Annotated in this window: 16 protein-coding genes; 13 read left to right on the top strand and 3 right to left on the bottom strand. The window is 49.4% G+C overall.

From position 1 onward, the window contains the following. Positions 1 to 242: 242 nt before the first annotated feature. Positions 243 to 809: a Uma2 family endonuclease gene (locus NG833_RS07190; protein WP_254564621.1), complete on the top strand. Its 567-nt coding sequence runs from the start codon at positions 243 to 245 to the stop codon at positions 807 to 809. Between the two features lie 216 nt (positions 810 to 1,025). On the opposite strand, the gene NG833_RS07185 is transcribed toward NG833_RS07190, so the two are convergent. Both NG833_RS07185 and NG833_RS07180 read right to left on the bottom strand, forming a co-directional pair. Continuing rightward, complete coding sequence (locus NG833_RS07185) at positions 1,026 to 1,505, bottom strand: hypothetical protein (protein ID WP_254564620.1); 480 nt, start codon at positions 1,503 to 1,505, stop codon at positions 1,026 to 1,028. A gap of 188 nt (positions 1,506 to 1,693) precedes the next feature. After that, on the bottom strand, positions 1,694 to 1,879 hold the full coding sequence (locus NG833_RS07180) for a hypothetical protein (protein WP_254564619.1): 186 nt from the start codon (positions 1,877 to 1,879) through the stop codon (positions 1,694 to 1,696). Between the two features lie 209 nt (positions 1,880 to 2,088). Between NG833_RS07180 and NG833_RS07175 the strand changes: the two genes are divergently transcribed. From NG833_RS07175 to NG833_RS07120, 12 genes are all read left to right on the top strand, one after another. Beyond that, positions 2,089 to 2,430, top strand: a complete 342-nt coding sequence (locus NG833_RS07175; protein WP_254564618.1) for a hypothetical protein — start codon at positions 2,089 to 2,091, stop codon at positions 2,428 to 2,430. Between the two features lie 408 nt (positions 2,431 to 2,838). Beyond that, the gene (gene psbB / locus NG833_RS07170; protein WP_254564617.1) at positions 2,839 to 4,365 is read left to right on the top strand and encodes a photosystem II chlorophyll-binding protein CP47; all 1,527 of its coding nucleotides are present in this window, start codon (positions 2,839 to 2,841) and stop codon (positions 4,363 to 4,365) included. Positions 4,366 to 4,497: 132 nt separating this feature from the next. Next, positions 4,498 to 4,593, top strand: a complete 96-nt coding sequence (locus tag NG833_RS07165; protein ID WP_015148751.1) for a photosystem II reaction center protein T — start codon at positions 4,498 to 4,500, stop codon at positions 4,591 to 4,593. Positions 4,594 to 4,907: 314 nt separating this feature from the next. Continuing rightward, the gene (gene nrdR / locus NG833_RS07160; protein WP_254564616.1) at positions 4,908 to 5,501 is read left to right on the top strand and encodes a transcriptional regulator NrdR; all 594 of its coding nucleotides are present in this window, start codon (positions 4,908 to 4,910) and stop codon (positions 5,499 to 5,501) included. Between the two features lie 716 nt (positions 5,502 to 6,217). Then, positions 6,218 to 7,444 carry a 30S ribosomal protein S1 gene (locus tag NG833_RS07155; protein ID WP_254564615.1) on the top strand — a complete coding sequence of 409 codons (1,227 nt, stop codon included), beginning with the start codon at positions 6,218 to 6,220 and terminating at the stop codon, positions 7,442 to 7,444. Positions 7,445 to 7,864: 420 nt separating this feature from the next. Continuing rightward, complete coding sequence (locus NG833_RS07150) at positions 7,865 to 8,605, top strand: HAD family hydrolase (protein ID WP_254564614.1); 741 nt, start codon at positions 7,865 to 7,867, stop codon at positions 8,603 to 8,605. 70 nt (positions 8,606 to 8,675) lie between these two features. After that, positions 8,676 to 9,932: a methionine adenosyltransferase gene (gene metK, locus NG833_RS07145; RefSeq protein ID WP_254564613.1), complete on the top strand. Its 1,257-nt coding sequence runs from the start codon at positions 8,676 to 8,678 to the stop codon at positions 9,930 to 9,932. Positions 9,933 to 10,441: 509 nt separating this feature from the next. After that, complete coding sequence (locus NG833_RS07140) at positions 10,442 to 12,313, top strand: DUF3352 domain-containing protein (protein ID WP_254564612.1); 1,872 nt, start codon at positions 10,442 to 10,444, stop codon at positions 12,311 to 12,313. A 648-nt stretch (positions 12,314 to 12,961) separates the two neighbouring features. Then, positions 12,962 to 13,678 carry an alpha/beta hydrolase gene (locus tag NG833_RS07135; protein ID WP_254564611.1) on the top strand — a complete coding sequence of 239 codons (717 nt, stop codon included), beginning with the start codon at positions 12,962 to 12,964 and terminating at the stop codon, positions 13,676 to 13,678. A gap of 115 nt (positions 13,679 to 13,793) precedes the next feature. Then, complete coding sequence (locus tag NG833_RS07130; RefSeq protein WP_254564610.1) at positions 13,794 to 14,411, top strand: alpha/beta hydrolase; 618 nt, start codon at positions 13,794 to 13,796, stop codon at positions 14,409 to 14,411. 217 nt (positions 14,412 to 14,628) lie between these two features. Then, positions 14,629 to 15,801, top strand: a complete 1,173-nt coding sequence (locus NG833_RS07125; RefSeq protein WP_254564609.1) for a M20 family metallopeptidase — start codon at positions 14,629 to 14,631, stop codon at positions 15,799 to 15,801. Between the two features lie 226 nt (positions 15,802 to 16,027). After that, a complete protein-coding gene (locus NG833_RS07120) occupies positions 16,028 to 16,282 on the top strand; it encodes a hypothetical protein (protein ID WP_254564608.1) in 255 nt (84 codons plus the stop codon). Between the two features lie 117 nt (positions 16,283 to 16,399). Here NG833_RS07120 and NG833_RS07115 read toward each other — a convergent pair whose 3' ends face one another. Continuing rightward, positions 16,400 to 17,485, bottom strand: a complete 1,086-nt coding sequence (locus tag NG833_RS07115; protein WP_254564607.1) for a hypothetical protein — start codon at positions 17,483 to 17,485, stop codon at positions 16,400 to 16,402. Positions 17,486 to 17,821: the final 336 nt, after the last annotated feature.

Below are 17,821 nucleotides of genomic sequence, written 5' to 3'. Positions count from 1 at the left end.
AACGACTTCAGTCGTTCTCAAAGTTCGTAGTAACGACTTCAGTCGTTCTCAAAGTTCGTAGTAACGACTTCAGTCGTTCTCAAAGTTCGTAGTAACGACTTCAGTCGTTCTCAAAGTTCGTAGTAACGACTTCAGTCGTTATCCCCATCCCCCATTCCACAATTCCATAACCCAACCTCCCAAGCTAATCAGCTTTTCAAAAATCCAAACCCCCATTTAAGAGATTATTATCCAGAAAAATCATGACTGTTTCCACTGACAAAAAACACTGGACCGATGAAGAATTTATCGCCTTATCCCGAGATGGAAATCAGTACGAGTTAGTCAATGGAGAAGTCATAGACATGGGAAATTCCGGGATGGAACATGGCTATATCGCCTGCATTTTAGTAGCCGCTTTAATCACCATAGTCAAACCCAATAAACTCGGTGCAATTTGCGATTCCAGTACAGCCTTTACCCTAAAAAATGGGAATAAACGCGCTCCAGATGTTTCGTTTGTCGCCAAAAACCGACTGCAAGGGTTAACCCGACCCCCCCGAGGATTTTTTCAAGGCTCCCCGGATCTAGCCATTGAAATTTTATCTCCCAGCAATACGGTTGAAGAAATTCATAGTAAAATCGTAGAATATTTCGAGAATGATACCCAGTTAGTTTGGGTCATTCATCCGGATGAAAAGTTTGTCTTAGTTTACCATAACCCCGAACCCGATGGTTTTTTGCGCTCCGGCGATCGGCTCAATGGGGAAGACATTATCCCCGGTTTTTCCCTAGCCGTTTCCGAGCTATTTGAAATCTGGGATTGGTAAGCTGTTTTAGAAACAAGCGCTATTTGCCCAGGGCAAAATGATGATCGTTAATTCTCTCCCAGTTTCCTACGGCAGGGGAAATGAGCCGAGGATGTTATCAATCAATGTTCCCCGATTATTCTCGCCATCGACTCCGCCATCTTCATCGGTATCCACTAAAATGACACCGATAGAAAAGACGCATTGAATGTCCAGTTTTTGTTCGGATTCAGAGACTCATAGATTTAAGTCTCCCGCGAGGAGGCCACATTGGATTTCATGGTTTCGCATTTCCTCGGGATAGGTTGATTGTAAGGCACTCAGTTGTTCCTCGCAGAGGCGATCGCCACATCTCCAGGAACTGCCAAAGCTCTCTTCTTCTCCAGGAAATGGAAACAGACCCAAGAAAAAACCTTCTCGATAATCAGCGGTATTATCTCTTTCTGCGTCCCAGCAAGCTACATTAACTCGGCGACTGTTATTCTGTTCCCATAGATTCATGCCAATGAATTGAGGCTCGCTACATTGGGATTTCGCTTCGGCGATCGCCTCGGGGAAACTCTCTTGTAATTCATTCAGCAATTCAGAACAGTCGAATTCGCCACAATTTCCGACAATGGCGGTTGCTTCTCCCGTTGCGCGCCAGGGTAATCCGAGACAACCAGCGGCGATCGCTATCCCGAAAATCAACAAGGAGCCAGGAGTTTTCAGATTCATACCTGTTACCCACAACAGAGGATAATTTAGAGTTTAGCAGAGCCGGGGTGATGAAAGTGAGGCGATCGCCACCGTCTTTTATCACCCAGGATGAGCAAAAAAAGAACGCCCAATTTGAAGGGCGTAAAGCATCCATTTTTTTAAACAACATTATATAGAGAGGCGGGGTGAGTCTCTGGCTTTGAGGGTTAGGGTCTAAACAGGCGATCGCCCCCAATCGCCGTGCGATCGGAACGAACTAGCCAATCCGACTTAGAAAAAATACTCACTCCAGAGGCGATCGCCCCGGCAACCAGAGCCAACAGTAACAAATAGTCCAGGGTGCGGACCCATAGCGCTCCCTGGGGGTCTTTCGGGGATGGCAACTTAGACATGGGTTAAATTACAACAATCCAGAACATCAATGAATGACAGTTGTGTTCAACCCGGTTTTGCACCAACCCGGATTTGGGAAAACCTGAAATCCCAGAACCCCAGTATCCGGATTTAGCAACTCCGGAGTTCATCAGGGAAAATTCAAACAGTGGGTATTTTTGCGATATCTTAAAACAGCAGATTCTTCGTCTGAAGCCAAGGGGAGTGCGTGAAATATTTTTTTCTAACAGAAGGCTGGACCGTTGGTCGCGTTTGGGGAGTGGAAGGACTGTGGAATGCAGTCGCCTGGAGACGCGAACCTGAAATCGAGAAAATAAATTTTTGCATTTTGGAGAATAATGACGAAAAATTATGGCTCTATCGGGTGGAAGACTCCGTGATCATGGTGGAAGTCAAGCCGATTTCCCCCTCATCCAGTGGGGCCTCCACCATTGGTCAAGTGGTGCTGAGGCGTCTGATGAGTGGGGATCAAGTCATCGAGCGCTTATCCGCCGCTGAAGCCACCTGCGAGATTAAGCGGTCCAATTTTGCCAATCTGGGTTCAACCTAAACGCCAAACTCCCCAGGTCCGCGCCTGAAGGAGTTACATCGGCTGAGGGAGAGATTCTTTGGGGATTTGGATGGGTCAGATTAAAGGCTTTAACCAGTCACTCTAGGGGAGTACAACCCTGAGAGACTGGGGAATCCGGATGCAGCCGGTTCTCAGAAATCAGCACCTGCCTCCGTACCGGAGCGATCGCTTTTCTTTACATCAATAACCAAAACTCTTGCATTCGATTCCATCAATAGTTACACTTCTTTAAATACTGTCTCATTTTTGAGATGCGATAGTCATCGCGCAGCCACTGTCAAGCCCCCAGCTTTAAGGCTTGGTCCCCAGTGAAAACGCTTTGACTTTATAAAAGGCTCAAAGATAGCGTCCAAATAGATAACTCAAACTGAGGAGGAAGCGTAGTCAATGGGACTACCCTGGTATCGAGTACACACAGTCGTTTTGAACGATCCGGGTCGGTTGATTGCCGTTCACCTAATGCACACGGCTCTGGTGGCAGGTTGGGCCGGTTCAATGGCCCTTTATGAACTGGCGATTTTCGATCCGAGCGATCCCGTCCTGAACCCCATGTGGCGTCAGGGGATGTTCGTCATGCCCTTCATGGCTCGCCTAGGCGTGACCGATTCTTGGAGAGGCTGGAGCATTACCGGCGAAAGCGCAGCAGACGTTGGGTTCTGGTCATTTGAAGGGGTTGCTACCGCCCATATTGTCCTGTCCGGATTGCTGTTCCTAGCAGCTTGCTGGCACTGGGTTTATTGGGATTTGGAGCTGTTCACTGATCCGCGCACCGGCGAACCCGCCCTGGACTTGCCTAAAATGTTTGGCATCCACTTATTCCTGTCGGGTCTGCTCTGCTTCGGATTTGGAGCATTTCACCTCACAGGTTTATTCGGACCGGGGATGTGGATTTCTGACCCTTATGGCTTAACGGGACATATCCAGCCCGTTGCGCCGGAGTGGGGACCCGATGGCTTTAACCCCTTTAATCCGGGTGGGATCGTGGCTCACCACATTGCAGCGGGGATTGTTGGCATTATTGCTGGCATTTTCCACTTATCTGTGCGTCCGCCTGAGCGGTTGTACCGAGCGCTGCGGATGGGGAACATTGAAACCGTGCTCTCTAGCAGTATCGCTGCCGTCTTTTTCGCCGCTTTCGTGGTCGCCGGTACCATGTGGTACGGTTCCGCCACCACTCCGATCGAACTGTTTGGTCCAACCCGCTATCAGTGGGATAGCAATTACTTCCAGCAGGAAATTGATCGGCGGGTGCAAACCTCCCTGGCTCAAGGGGATAGCTTAGATGAAGCTTGGTCTCAGATTCCTGAGAAACTAGCCTTCTATGATTACGTCGGCAACAACCCCGCCAAAGGCGGTCTGTTCCGCGTAGGCCCCATGAACACCGGTGATGGACTCGCCCTAGGTTGGTTGGGTCATCCCGTGTTTAAAGATGGTGAAGGTCGCGTGCTCTCAGTGCGTCGTCTTCCCAACTTCTTTGAAACCTTCCCAGTGGTCTTGACTGATGCCGATGGCATCGTGCGCGCTGATATTCCCTTCCGTCGTGCTGAATCTAAATACAGCTTTGAGCAAACCGGCGTCACGGTGAGCTTCTACGGTGGGGAACTCAACGGGAAAACCGTGAGCGAACCGGCTTTAGTCAAGCAGTATGCTCGGAAAGCTCAGTTAGGCGAACCGTTTGCCTTCGATCGCGAAACCCTCCAGTCTGATGGGGTGTTCCGCACGAGCACTCGCGGTTGGTTTACTTATGGCCATGCCTGCTTTGCTTTGCTGTTCTTCTTCGGTCATATCTGGCACGGGTCTCGGACGATTTTCCGGGATGTGTTTGCCGGGATCGACCCGGATCTCGAAGAGCAGGTCGAGTTTGGTCTGTTCCAAAAAGTCGGGGACGTTTCCACCCGCAAACAAGAAGTTTAGAGGGGTTTACCTCTAAATCTCATCTCAGGTCTAACAAATGGACTGGTCCTAAAAGACAAGTGCATTTTGTTAGACCTTTTTTCTATTGCTTGGTAGACTGGTGTTACCCTTGATGATTAGGAATTTATCATTATGCAGAGTGTCGCTTACATCTTAATTCTGACTTTAGCCATCGGTGTGCTGTTCTTTGCGATCGCCTTCCGTGAACCGCCTCGTATTGGCAAGTAACAATCCGGGGTGAATTTCTGAGTCGATTTATCCCTCTAGCTGATTTATTCCATTGGGAAAAAAAGGCGAAGAAGGCTCATTGAGCTTGGCGATCGCATTGAACCTTCAAAGATAGGATATCGATCAACTCAGAAATTCCCCCAGACTTAGACCCCAGTCCTCAAGCCAGCCCCAAGCTGTGTTTTTAACCGAGTCCAGGCAGGAAGATTTAAGAGCGGAAACTCCAATCAGAAAAACAGACCGTGCGTCTGAATAATTTCCCGATTTCTTTCTGCCTTCCCCTCGGAGTTCCTCTCGCTCACAGGACAAAAATCATGCGATGTCCATTTTGCCAGCATACTGACAGTCGGGTACTAGAATCTCGCTCCGCTGAAGCCGGTCAAAGCGTCCGCCGTCGCCGGGAGTGTCTCCTGTGTAACCGTCGCTTTACCACTTATGAACGGATTGAATATGTTCCGATCGCGGTAATTAAACGAGATGGCTCCCGCGAATCGTTCGATCGCTCTAAGTTACTGCGCGGGATTGTTCGCGCTTGTGAAAAAACCGGCGTTGAGTCTGGACAAATTGAAAATTTAGTCGATGAAATCGAAGCTCAATTGCAGCAACAGCGTTCTAGACGCGAAGTCACGAGCAATGATATCGGAGAACTGGTCCTTTCTCAATTGCAAGCGGTCAGTGAAGTGGCCTATATCCGCTTTGCCTCAGTTTATCGACAATTCCAAGGGATTCGTGATTTTGTGGATACCTTAAAGGACCTGCAAAATCAAAGCGATCGCCAGGGAAGTGACCGCTCACCCACCCCGGAAAACGACAATTCCCCTGGGGAATCTCCCGATGATCCAGAGCAGTTAACTCTCAATGATGCGACCCAAGATTCTCCCCCTGTCTCTTCTCTAGCTCAAGCCTAGAGCAAAATGAGGGCTGAAGATCGGGAAAATCAAGGGTCAGTGAACTCCCCGTTAACCGTTAACCTCTCCTTAAAATAAATTCTCTTCAACGACAGCGATCGCCCTTGATCGTGAATGGATCTGTCCCCTGTTCACAGGTGACAAGGGATTCCTCTTCGAGGGTCTTAACCAGAGATTGTACAAAAATTGTTTGAAAAATTTCCAAAGCTCAGTGTTCAAAAAGGAGCATTCAAGCTATAATAGTTTTTCTAGGCTTAAAAATTTCCAAAGGAAAGCGTCTAAAATAGTACGGAAGCGTCTTTTTGACGTCATCTGAATGCTTGCAAGCCACACCGGAAGTTGAATTGAACCAGCCCTCAAAATCAGCGGCTGAATCTTTGACAGGAAACTGCTCGAAGTCTATTCTCTGCCCTTGGCCTGTAAGCGGGGAAGCTGAACCTAGGGAGCAGTCTCAATCCGCTAGTTTGTGGCACAGACCCCCTCCCTCCTAGTGTTCTCGCCCCACACTAAACTCTAACTTTTTTGTTTAACCTTGGACGCCCAACCGAGGCGACCAAGGGAAAAGGAGTGTGATGGTGCACTGATGTCCAGGTTCGCCTAGACTCAAAGTTGCTCAAGATTTGCAGCCGTTTTGCGGCTTCAAAATCAACATCGACAACATCTTTTTCAAAAAATACACGACTACGAACGGAGAACAGTTCCAGGAATCAAATCGCATGGTCAATCAGAACACAGTCGCCAAAGATGTAGGCTTTACTCACGAGGATTTTGCAGCTCTTCTCGATAAATATGACTATCACTTTAGCCCAGGCGATGTCGTCGCCGGTACAGTATTCAGTCTAGAGCCGAGGGGCGCTCTGATTGACATTGGTGCAAAAACAGCAGCATATATCCCCATTCAGGAAATGTCGATCAACCGGGTTGACGCTCCTGATGAAGTCTTGCAATCGAACGAAACTCGCGAGTTCTTTATCCTCACCGATGAGAACGAAGATGGGCAGCTAACCTTAAGCATCCGCCGCATTGAATATATGCGGGCTTGGGAACGAGTTCGCCAGTTGCAAACTGAAGACGCCACCGTGCGCTCTCAGGTGTTTGCAACCAATCGCGGGGGAGCACTGGTTCGCATTGAAGGCTTGCGCGGCTTCATTCCAGGGTCCCATATTAGCACCCGCAAACCCAAAGAAGAACTGGTCGGAGAAGAACTCCCCTTAAAATTCTTGGAAGTAGACGAAGACCGTAATCGTCTAGTTCTATCCCATCGTCGAGCGTTGGTTGAGCGCAAGATGAACCGCTTGGAAGTCGGCGAAGTCGTCATCGGTACAGTTCGTGGCATCAAACCCTACGGTGCCTTTATCGATATCGGCGGAGTCAGCGGTTTGCTGCACATTTCGGAAATTTCCCACGATCACATCGATACCCCCCACAGTGTCTTCAATGTCAATGATGAACTCAAGGTAATGATCATTGACTTGGATGCAGAACGGGGTCGCATCTCCCTGTCTACCAAGCAACTCGAACCGGAACCCGGGGATATGGTGAAGAACCGGCAGTCGGTGTTCGATCGCGCTGAAGAAATGGCTCAAAAATTCCGCGAACAAATGCGGGCCAAGCAGCAAGGGCAACAAGAGCAGCCAGCAGTTCCAGTGACTCCGGTGGAAGAAGCCGTAGCTGAAGAAGCCGTAGCTGAAGAAGCCGTAGCTGAAGAAGCTGTAGTTCAAGAACCCGTAGTTGAAGAAGCTGTAGTTCAAGAACCCGTAGTTGAAGAAGCTGTAGTTCAAGAACCCGTAGCTGAAGAAGCCGCGATTCAAGAACCCGTAGCTGAAGAAGCCGCGATTCAAGAACCCGTAGCTGAAGAAGCCGCGATTCAAGAACCTGCTGCTGAAGCAGCAGAGGAAACTTCGGTCGCTCAAGAGGAAGTCTCTGCCGCTACCGAAGAATAAATCTCGGAAACTCTTGCGATCGCAGGATCTTCGTCATCGGTGAGACTGGGTTCGGGGAGTCACGGATTACACTTCTAACCTGATTCAGAAGCAATCCCCCCGTCCCTGGTTCACTTAACCTGGCTCCCTCATCACCGCTCCCTCCTTTGTAACCCGTCGGAACAAGAATTACCCTTGAGTTGCCCTGACGGACGCAATCTATCAAGGGGGGAGTTTTGAACTGAGGCTAGGGATGCATTCAGTCTAGTTAATACGAGGGAATCTAAAAAACCGCCAACTTTTTCTTCCCTTTCTTCCCTTTCTCCCCTTTCTTCCCTTTCTCCCCTTTCTTCCCTTTCCTTGCTCCCTTCGGGGAAAATAGGCGGGCTTGCGGCCCCGAAATCCCCCGTTAATCATCACCGTCACAGGAGACTAAAGACATTGACCACCATTCAGTGTCGAGATATCAAATTCGAGCATATTCAGGCAGTCATCTTTGATAAAGACGGAACCTTAGAAGACTCAGAAGATTTTTTAAGACTCTTGGGACACAAGCGATCGCGCATCATCGACGCTCGGGTTCCCGGCACCGCAGACCCCCTCCTCATGGCCTTTGGCCTCACCGATAACACCCTCGACCCCACAGGCTTACTCGCCGTCGGCAGCCGAGGGGAAAACGAAATTGCCGCCGCCGCTTACATTGCCGAAACCGGACGCGGTTGGCTAGACGCCCTAGAAATTGCTCGGGCCGCATTTGATGAAGCCGATGAGTTCTTCAAAAAAAATGCCACCCCTTCCCCCTTATTTGTCGGCTGCCTAGAGGCGATCGTCAATCTTTCCCAGGCGGGACTCAAACTTGGCATTCTCTCCGCAGCCAGTACCGAACGAGTTCAAGCCTTCGCGCAACATTATCAGCTTGACACCTATCTTCAACTTCAAATGGGAGTAGATTCGGGGCCTAGTAAACCTGACCCCGCTCTGTTTTTACAAGCTTGCCAGTCCCTCGGTGTTGAACCGGGGGTCACTCTGATGGTGGGGGATTCCCCTGCCGATTTTCAGATGGCAAAACGCGCTGGTGCTGCCGGTTGTATCGGGATTAGCTGGCGTCCGGCGTCTTCCGATCGCCTCGCTGGTGCTGATGTGGCGATCGCCTCTTTAGAGGAAATCCTCATCAAATCTTGAAACTTCCTGTTGCCAGCCTCAGACTAAGATAGTTTAACGATCGTTATCCAGATCCCAGGAGGACTTAACGTTGACTCGTCGCTACTTATTTACCTCAGAGTCCGTCACCGAAGGACACCCCGATAAAATCTGCGACCAGATTTCTGACACGATTCTCGACGCCCTGCTCACTCAGGACCCCAAAAGTCGGGTCGCCGCAGAAGTCGTCGTCAACACCGGCTTAGTTCTGATTACCGGGGAAATCACCTCCCAAGCGCAAGTAAACTTTGTCCAAGTCGCCCGCAAAAAAATTGCCGAAATTGGCTATACCGATGCCGAAAATGGCTTCTCTGCCAATAGCTGCTCCATCCTGGTCGCCCTTGATGAACAATCTGCTGATATCGCCCAAGGGGTTGACCAAGCGCAAGAAACCCGGGAACAGATGAGCGAAGAAGAACTCGATGCGATTGGTGCCGGGGACCAAGGGTTGATGTTTGGCTTTGCCTGCAACGAAACCCCCGAACTGATGCCGATGCCCATTTCCTTGGCCCATCGGATGTCTCGCCGACTGGCAATGGTTCGTAAAAACGGTGAACTGCCCTATCTACGTCCCGATGGCAAAACCCAAGTCACGGTGATTTATGAAAATGGCGTTCCCGTCGGCATTGATACCATCTTGATTTCCACTCAGCACACCCCGGCGATCGCAGAGATTACCGATAACTTGGCCGTGCAGGCCAAAATCAAAGAAGATGTCTGGAAATCGGTGGTTCAACCTTGTTTTGATGACCTCCAGGTGAAACCTGACGCGAACACCCGCTTTTTGGTGAATCCCACAGGTAAATTCGTGATTGGCGGACCCCAAGGGGATTCGGGCTTAACGGGACGCAAAATTATCGTGGATACTTACGGCGGATATTCCCGTCATGGGGGCGGTGCATTTTCTGGGAAGGACCCGACAAAGGTAGACCGGAGTGCGGCCTATGCTTGCCGGTATGTGGCAAAAAATATTGTAGCGGCTGGTTTGGCCGAGAAGTGCGAAGTACAAATTAGTTATGCGATCGGGGTCGCCCGCCCGGTGAGTCTGACGATTGAAACTTTTGGCACGGGTAAGGTGGATGAAGAGAAGTTGCTAGAAGTGGTTCAGGCCAATTTTGAACTGCGTCCAGCAGGGATTATCCAAACCTTTAATTTGCAACGTCTGCCTGGGGAACGAGGCGGTCGTTTTTACCAGGATGTGGCCGCTTATGGTCATCTGGGCCGCACGGACCTTGACTTACCTTGGGAAGCCACGGATAAGGTGCAATTGCTCAAAGATGCGTTGCTCCCCGCTGTGGCGTCAGTGTGAGACTGAATTCGGTATTTAAGGGTCTATAAAAACCCGCACCCTCAAGGGTGGAGGCTCACAGGACAAAGCCCGCCTGCGCGGGCTACTCTTGATACCTGGATTTTGTATTACTCGCTAAATGTGAGGGAACATCTGTAAGCTCGTGAGAAACCCGGTTTGAAAAAACCGGGTTTCTGAATTAATGGCTGCTCCCCCAACAAGGAGCGCAAAAAAGATAGGGGTGAGGGGGTTGCTTTTTTTGACTCGGTACAATATTATATTTATAATCCGAGTGGTGACTTTAATAAAATTTTTACAAAGCCTCCCATTATAAGATAAATTTTAACAGAGTCAATCCCCCTTGTCTAGTCTTTAATCCCTTTTTTTAGGGAAACTTCCGAAGCCGAGGGCCTCGGGACTGAAAAAAGGGACTCCTGACAGATTTCCTCCTCTAGGGGCAGGGCTGAAATTGCGAAACTCTCTTCAATACGGTACGCTTGCTGTGGATCGCAAAAGGGAGAAATGGCTCAGTGCTTAAGCGCGTCACCTTACCAGTGCTTTCTGTTTTAGTTCTGACGACGGGTTCAGTGCTGCAAGCACAACCTGTACCGGAGGGGGTGGCATCGACATCCCCTCCGCCCGTGACTACGGTGTTACCTGGGGAGATCGGCGGGGTGTTGCTGATTGATACCCGCGCTAATGCCTGGAGTGGCTTAAATCGGTTTATTGACCTCCCGCCTGGGTTTTCTGGGCCGGGATTTTTGCCCTACATTCCGGCAGAGGTGAATTTTGCCCGGGATATCCAACCCTGGTTGGGAGACTGGACGGCGATCGCCCTGATGCCCGGGGCAGAGGGGACCTCTAAGGCTTCTCTCCAGGAGAATGCGGTGATGGTGGCTCCCATTGAGGACCCGAATCGGATTCCTAATTTTGTGGCCCAATTGAGTGCAATTCAGGGACAACCCCGGGAACGTCAGTTTCAGGGGGTGACGCTGTTAGAATGGCCGGGTCAAAATATGGCGCAGGAACAGCGCAAGGCTCCTGGGTCCGGACAAAGCAGGCCAGTCGCCTTAAATCCCCTCTCGGCTTTCAAACAGAGCAAATGGCTCAAAGGGTTGCCGATATTGGCACAGACGCGGCCAATTCTGCCCGATGCTACGCCGGGGACCCCAGCCCAACCCGTTCCCAGGCCCCCGGGAGTCCCCGCTCCAGAAGTCCAGGGAACAGCAGGTTTGGCGATCGCGATTGTTCCGGGATATGTGGCGGCAGCTCAGAGTAGCGCCCCCTTGGAACGTTGGATTGCGACTAAAGACACGAGTAATAGTTTAGCCAGAGACCCCCAGTTTCAGAGGACCTTAGCGCATCCGGAAGCGGGCCGATCGCTGGTGATGGGTTATGGCAATTTTCCCCAACTGGCCCAACTTTCAAGCGCCTCTCCCCTGTTGAACCGTTTGCTTCCTCTACCCGCTTCCGGGGATATGAATCCGGCAGGGGGTGAGTTGACGACCCCCTACAGTGCGATCGATTTGATGGTGTGGATGGAACCCCAAGGGATTCGCGCTCAGTCTCGGGGGTTTTACAAAAGCCCACCCCTGAAGCCCCTGGGGGCACCGAACCCAAACCCAATGGCGGCAAGACTTCCGGCATCCACCTACTTCACCTGTGGCGGCAGTCTGAATTTGTGGGAGGCGATCGGCCCGATTTTGGGTCAAAACCTCCTCACTTTGCCCGGATTGGACCAAATCCCGGAGTTCACTCAATCCACTTTGGGGCTAGATGTGACACAAGATATCCTCCCTTGGATGGATGGCGAAATTACTGCTTTTGTTTTTCCCACCAATCGGGGCTTTTTCCCCATAGTGGATGCAACCATGACATTAGGAATGGGGTCGATGATTGAAACGAGCGATCGCCCGAGTGCGGAACGTCTATTAACGCAACTCGATGAACGGATTGCCAATCAGTTGTCTGGGGCGATTACCATTACTCGTCATCAAATTAATGAAAAATCGGTCACCAGTTGGGAAGTCATGAACCCAAATGGGAGGACAGAAAGTGTATTCGCTCATGGGTGGATTTCTGAAAATACCCTGATGATGACGACGGGACTAGGACCGTTCCAAGAACTTTATCCAGAACCGGCTCAAAGTCTCGCCAATGCGTTTAATTTCCAAGCTGCGTTGGACCCCTTACCTCAAGGGAACCTCGGCTATTGTTATCTAAATATGGGGGCTGTCTTGGCCTGGGTGAATACGTTTGTCCCGCCGGAAATTAATGCCTCACCTGAAGGTCAGATTGTTTTGAATAGTTTGGGTAAAATTCGGAGTTTAAGTGGAACGGGTGTTGCTCAGGATACCCATATTCAATGGGATTTATTGATGCTTTTATCTCCACGTTCCTAGCTGGATATAGGATGAGAGTTCAGCCAGAGTGAGTTGGAGTGACGGGCTAAGATTTAATTTTCGATGCTGCGATCGCCATTCCATTCCCAGGCCCTCAATCCCGTCGTTGGCCGATGAACCTCGTTTATAACTTTTTTTAGAACTCCGAAAAGCCCCCAATCAAATTGAGTAATTCCTGATGAGGGATAATTCAGAAAAAAGTGCCGGAGGATTATCCATTAGCAGTAAAGCGGGTCAGGGAAATAACACAACCTGGTGATTTTCTCTGGCTGCTGGTTATCGAATTCAGATCGACTATCAACTCATGGGGATTAAATCCGGCTGACAAAAATGAGAATAAAGGGTGACAGCCACCCGGGTTGATTTGAAAAAACCTCAGTCATTTTTTTGTTAAGAAAAGAAGATATATATTTTACAAATAACTATCTCTAATCTGATTATTTTATTAGTTTAAAAATATCTAACTTTAGAATCAGTAAAAAATACGGGAGAAAATGTAGTAACATAAGAGTGACCTGTTTTCACAGAGATTGTCGATTTTCTGGAATCTTTCCAGGAACAAAAAACTGGTAGAGAAAATCCTCTAATACCAATATAGTCAACGTTGCAAAACAGACAAGTCTGAAGTGTTGTATCAGGAGTACGTGGATGAACATAACCTCTGGGTTCGATATTAATCAAAAATTCTCCTTTGTGGTGAAACAGTTTCATGGGATCTGGAAAAGGGCTTTATCCCTAGGACTGGCAATGGTTTTAGCAGTCACTGCGGCAGCTACTATAAATTGTGACAACGCGATGGCTGTAGAGAGAATCATCCTCATGTACGGCGATTCCCGTGAGACTATCTCGATCGGCGACTTACGTCGGTTCGTTCGCGAAGGTACAGAACCCGCAGAATTTCGCACCCGGTTGGGGATCATTGAGCGCGATATTGACGCCTTACGATTTGCCTTGGGTCAGGAAATTCCCGTTTCCCAGGACTTCTTGAGACGGATTCTCAACAGCACCATCGGTCAATTTGTCCTCACTCGTCTGGAACCTGTTCTGGGGATTGCAGTGGAGGAAAATGTTAATCAAGTCATCGATGCCTTTATTTCTTCAGCAGCTAACGATAGCTTTACCCTCCTGGAATTGCTAGAAAACTATCCCGAACAACAGTTGAGCGTCAGTGGTCCGCTGTTAGAAGAAGGCTATGAACGAATTCGTTTCTTGGCGACAGATGTTTTGGCGATCGCCCAAGTTGTCCAAACCTATTTAGCTGACGTTGTTTGTGAAGATGGCTTGTTTGGCTCGGATTTTGACAGCAAACCCGTCCCCGAACTTTTCAGCAGCGCTAAGTCGAATAACTTAGGGTGGTCTAAATAAACTGAACTCAATCGATAGAGGCAGAATGACTGCCTCTATTTCATGCTTCATGAGCCGATAATTTGGGTCGGGTGAAGCCAGAAACAAGGGTGAAAAATCCTTCAGGAGCGATGCCATGAAAATAAAAATCAAAACCTTTGTCACCAGTCTGAGCCAGCTACCCAAAAAGTGGGTTAAATTTATAGCACTCAGTCTTGTTGTTTTTCTGACCAGTCTTTCATTCCTGGTGTTTACACCTTCCCCGGCAACTGCTTCTCAGGTGGTTGTCCTGACCTATGGTCCCCAGCGAATTGCCATTCCGATGACCGAATTAGTGGAATTTGGGGAAACCGGAGAAGCGTCTCGGGTGATCCGATTTTTGACGGGAATTACCGATGTCGATCGGGATCTATTTCGGACGGTTTTAACCCAGGAAATTCCGGCCAGCGTCCGAATTTTAGACCGTTCCCTCAACTTTATCGTCGGAGAATTATTCCTCTACGAAATCAGTCAAGCCATTTATCCGCCCTCGGGTCGTAAAGGAATTGAAGGGTTGCGATCGAGTTTGGTTCTTTCTGCTGCGGATGATGGTAGACTCTCCCTGCTAGAACTTCTGCAAAAATATCCGTCTCAACGGGTTGAAATTGATGCGAGAAAGCTGAATCAAACCTATGGACAGGTCCAGTTTTTGGTGGAAGGAGCAGAGAAAGCAGCCCAATTTGTTCGAGAAACTTTCGGGGATATTATTTGTTAAGCAATCAATGGGGTATTGCTAATGAAGGTTCCCGACTCGGGCAATCAAAACCTTAGAAGGCTAAAATCTTAAAAAATTGAATCCCTTCTCAAAAGCCGACTTTTTCTTAGCTTTAAGAATCAGTCGGCTTTTGGCGATCGCCCCTCAATCTGGCCGCACCGAGTTCCCTGAGCAACCAACTCTATAATAAAAACTGTACGCTCACCCTGGGACTCCCATGCTCACTGATATTAAAAACATTGCTGCTAAACTCGCACCTCGCCTGATTGAGATTCGGCGACATATTCACAGTCATCCCGAACTCAGTGGTCAAGAGTATCAAACCGCTGCCTATGTAGCCGGGGTACTCTCTTCCTGTGGAGTCCATGTGCGAGAGGGGGTGGGTAAAACCGGGGTCATTGGAGAACTTTCCGGTCAAGTCACCGATGAGAGAGTGTTGGCAATTCGCACGGATATGGATGCGCTACCGATCGCCGAACGGACGGGGTTAGACTATGCCTCCCAGCAGGTTGGGGTGATGCACGCTTGTGGACATGATGTGCATACCACCGTGGGATTAGGGACCGCAATGATCCTCTCGGAACTGGTGGAGAGTCTACCCGGAACCGTGCGCTTTTTATTCCAACCCGCAGAGGAAATTGCTCAAGGTGCCGGGTGGATGATTGCCGATGGCGCAATGGAACAGGTCACAAATATTTTAGGATTGCACGTTTTTCCCTCGATTCCCGGGGGGGCGATCGGGATTCGACGGGGAGCATTAACCGCCGCCGCCGACGACCTAGAAATCACGATTATGGGGGAATCCGGACATGGTGCGCGTCCCCATGAGGCAATCGATGCCATTTGGATTGCTTCTCAGGTGATTACCACCCTCCAGCAGGCCATTTCCCGGACTCAAAACCCCTTGCGTCCCGTGGTTTTGACCATTGGTCAAATGAATGGAGGACGGGCCCCGAATGTGATTGCCGATAGTGTGAAAATGCTGGGAACCGTGCGATCGCTGCATCCGGAAACCCATGCTGACTTACCCGCTTGGATTGAAAAAATTGTCGCCAATGTCTGTCAGATGCATGGGGGTCGCTATGAAATGAACTACCGACGCGGAGTCCCTTCGGTGCAAAATGACGCCGGGATGACGCAGTTAGTCGAATCCGCAGCATTAGAAGCTTGGGGAAGCGATCGCGTCACCTATATTCCCGAACCCTCCCTCGGTGCAGAAGATTTTTCCCTCTATCTCGAACAGGCACCGGGAATGATGTTTCGTCTCGGTGTGGGACATCCAGACAAACCCAATTATCCCCTGCATCATCCGCAATTTGAGGTGGATGAATCGGCGATCGTCACCGGCATCGTTACTCTAGCATACGCGGCGTACAAGTATTGGCAATAATGGTCATTGGTCATTTGTCATTGGTCATTAGTCCTCGGGAGACTGTTTGTAGTAACGACTTCAGTCGTTATCTGATTCATCTTGCCGGGGAGATGGGGGAGATTGGGGACTGTTTGTAGTAACGACTTCAGTCGTTATCTAATTCATCCTTGGGGGGGATGAATTTTGACGAGAGTCTTGTTAGGGTAATTGAATAATTGACCATGAGTGAGATAGGGCTAAACGTATGGCAGCAAGTAAACAACTCCACGGACTAGAATTAATTGACTGTGCCAAAGCGAATGCTAAACAGGGTTTAGCAACAGCGGCGGAACAGAGTGGTTATGGGCAGAATACTAGCTTATTTTCCCAACAACTAAAAGCAGCTTGCCAGGAGATTGGGATTGAAATTACTGAACTCAGGGATTTGATTACTCCTCAGCATGAAATGAAACAAGGAGGAGGGATTGATATTGCGCCGGACACTCCCGGAAAATTATAATGCTCAAAGCTCCATAACACTGGGTTTAAAATGAATGGGTTTTATGCCGAGAGAGGGATTCGCTTCCCTTGGGGATAGGATACCGGATTTAGGGTGGGCATCACCCACCCGACGGGACTAAAAATGTTCGTATTCTCGATGTTCACTGTGAGGCAAGGTTTCTAGGCGGCTGCTCAAATCGGTGACGGAATGATAGAGGCGATCGTATCCATCCTGTAAGGAGGCGATCGTCGTTGCCTGAAAATCAATCTCTTGATGGAGGCGTTCCACTTCTTCGTTTTCTAAACAATTCAGCCGTCTTTGCATCTGCGCGTTAAGGGTCGAGACTTTTTCAAATAACTCCGTAATTGCCGCTTCAATACTCCCGAGTTGTTCAAGGTTGCTCAAAGGCGGCAGGGTTTCAAACCGCTGTTGTAGCTGTGCTAATCCCTCGCTAATTCGGGTCATTTCACTTTGGAGGGCGGTAATTTCTTCGGATTCAGGATGCTGCTGTTGAAATTCAGCCCGTAATCGGTCTAAGTTGCGTTTTAATGCGGTCAGAGAACCCGTCTGTTCCAACTTTTTAACCGCTTGAGTAAGCCGTTGCAGATAGGGCTTGACAATTTGTTTGTTTTGTTGTTCTAATGTTTTGACGCGACGGGCCAGGGGTTCGATTTCGGTCTGAATTTGGAACTGGAAGTCGGCCAAGTTAGGAGATGGGGGGAGGGTTTCCTCTGTCCCGGGAGAGTGGGCAAATTCTGATTCTGCCTGGGGTGGAGTGGCGAGTTGGTCTAACTGTTCCTGCATTAATAAGAGGCGCACGTTTACTGTTTCCCAGTCATCTTCGCGGACGGCGGTTTTTTGGAGGCGGTGGGTGAGGGTTTGTAACTGAGAAATCGCCTCATGGAGGGGATGCAGATTGACTTTTTCTACGGGGGGTTGTTGGCGGATGGCAGTTTGGAGAGAGTCTACCATCTGACGAACATCGGCGATCGCCGATGTGGTTTGTTGTGCCGTTTCCTGTTGCGATCGCATTCGATTGGACAAATTTAGACTTAACGCCAAGGTGAGAGGCACTGCCGCATAGACGACTTGTCCGGAAATGGCTGCCACGACGGTTCCCACGGCGGATCCGGCAACACAAGTGCCTTCAACTAGGGTTTGCCAGGGATAGGAGTTGAGATTGCCCCTAAAACTTTGACTGGAAGGTTTTATCGTTTGCATGGTTGGTGGTAGGATGCCCGGTTTTGCACCAATTATAGTCACTTCCACAAAAAAGCGGGAATTTTTATTCCCACTAGCAACCCTTACACAGATTTTCAGGATTCACCCTTACTGTAGAGGCGATTCGCGAATCGCCTCTACAGTAAGGTGGGCTTTTTTCTACCCTACTCCTTACTTTGGACCACCCTACTCCTTAATAAGGGAACTCCAAAAAATAAAACCTTCAAAAAACCCGCAGGCTCAAGCCTGGAGGCTCACAGGACAAAGCGGTGCCTGCGCGGGCTAAAAGAGCCTTGTTAGGTGCGATCGCATCAAAGCAAGGATGATTTATTTGTT

This window comes from Oscillatoria sp. HE19RPO, from assembly GCF_024220515.1.
Classification (GTDB): Bacteria; Cyanobacteriota; Cyanobacteriia; order Cyanobacteriales; family Laspinemataceae; genus Laspinema.
The sequence above is the reverse complement of the archived record's forward strand: the minus strand, read 5'-3'. Positions and strand labels throughout refer to the sequence as shown.

Coding starts and splice junctions, on each gene's coding strand:
- NG833_RS07180 (WP_254564619.1), bottom strand. CDS start 1,879: ATGTCTAAGTTGCCATCCCCGAAAGACCCCCAGGGAGCGCTATGGGTC.
- NG833_RS07115 (WP_254564607.1), bottom strand. CDS start 17,485: ATGCAAACGATAAAACCTTCCAGTCAAAGTTTTAGGGGCAATCTCAAC.
- psbB (WP_254564617.1), top strand. CDS start 2,839: ATGGGACTACCCTGGTATCGAGTACACACAGTCGTTTTGAACGATCCG.
- NG833_RS07130 (WP_254564610.1), top strand. CDS start 13,794: ATGAAAATAAAAATCAAAACCTTTGTCACCAGTCTGAGCCAGCTACCC.
- NG833_RS07165 (WP_015148751.1), top strand. CDS start 4,498: ATGCAGAGTGTCGCTTACATCTTAATTCTGACTTTAGCCATCGGTGTG.
- NG833_RS07125 (WP_254564609.1), top strand. CDS start 14,629: ATGCTCACTGATATTAAAAACATTGCTGCTAAACTCGCACCTCGCCTG.
- NG833_RS07120 (WP_254564608.1), top strand. CDS start 16,028: ATGGCAGCAAGTAAACAACTCCACGGACTAGAATTAATTGACTGTGCC.
- NG833_RS07190 (WP_254564621.1), top strand. CDS start 243: ATGACTGTTTCCACTGACAAAAAACACTGGACCGATGAAGAATTTATC.
- NG833_RS07135 (WP_254564611.1), top strand. CDS start 12,962: ATGAACATAACCTCTGGGTTCGATATTAATCAAAAATTCTCCTTTGTG.
- NG833_RS07155 (WP_254564615.1), top strand. CDS start 6,218: ATGGTCAATCAGAACACAGTCGCCAAAGATGTAGGCTTTACTCACGAG.
- nrdR (WP_254564616.1), top strand. CDS start 4,908: ATGCGATGTCCATTTTGCCAGCATACTGACAGTCGGGTACTAGAATCT.
- NG833_RS07185 (WP_254564620.1), bottom strand. CDS start 1,505: ATGAATCTGAAAACTCCTGGCTCCTTGTTGATTTTCGGGATAGCGATC.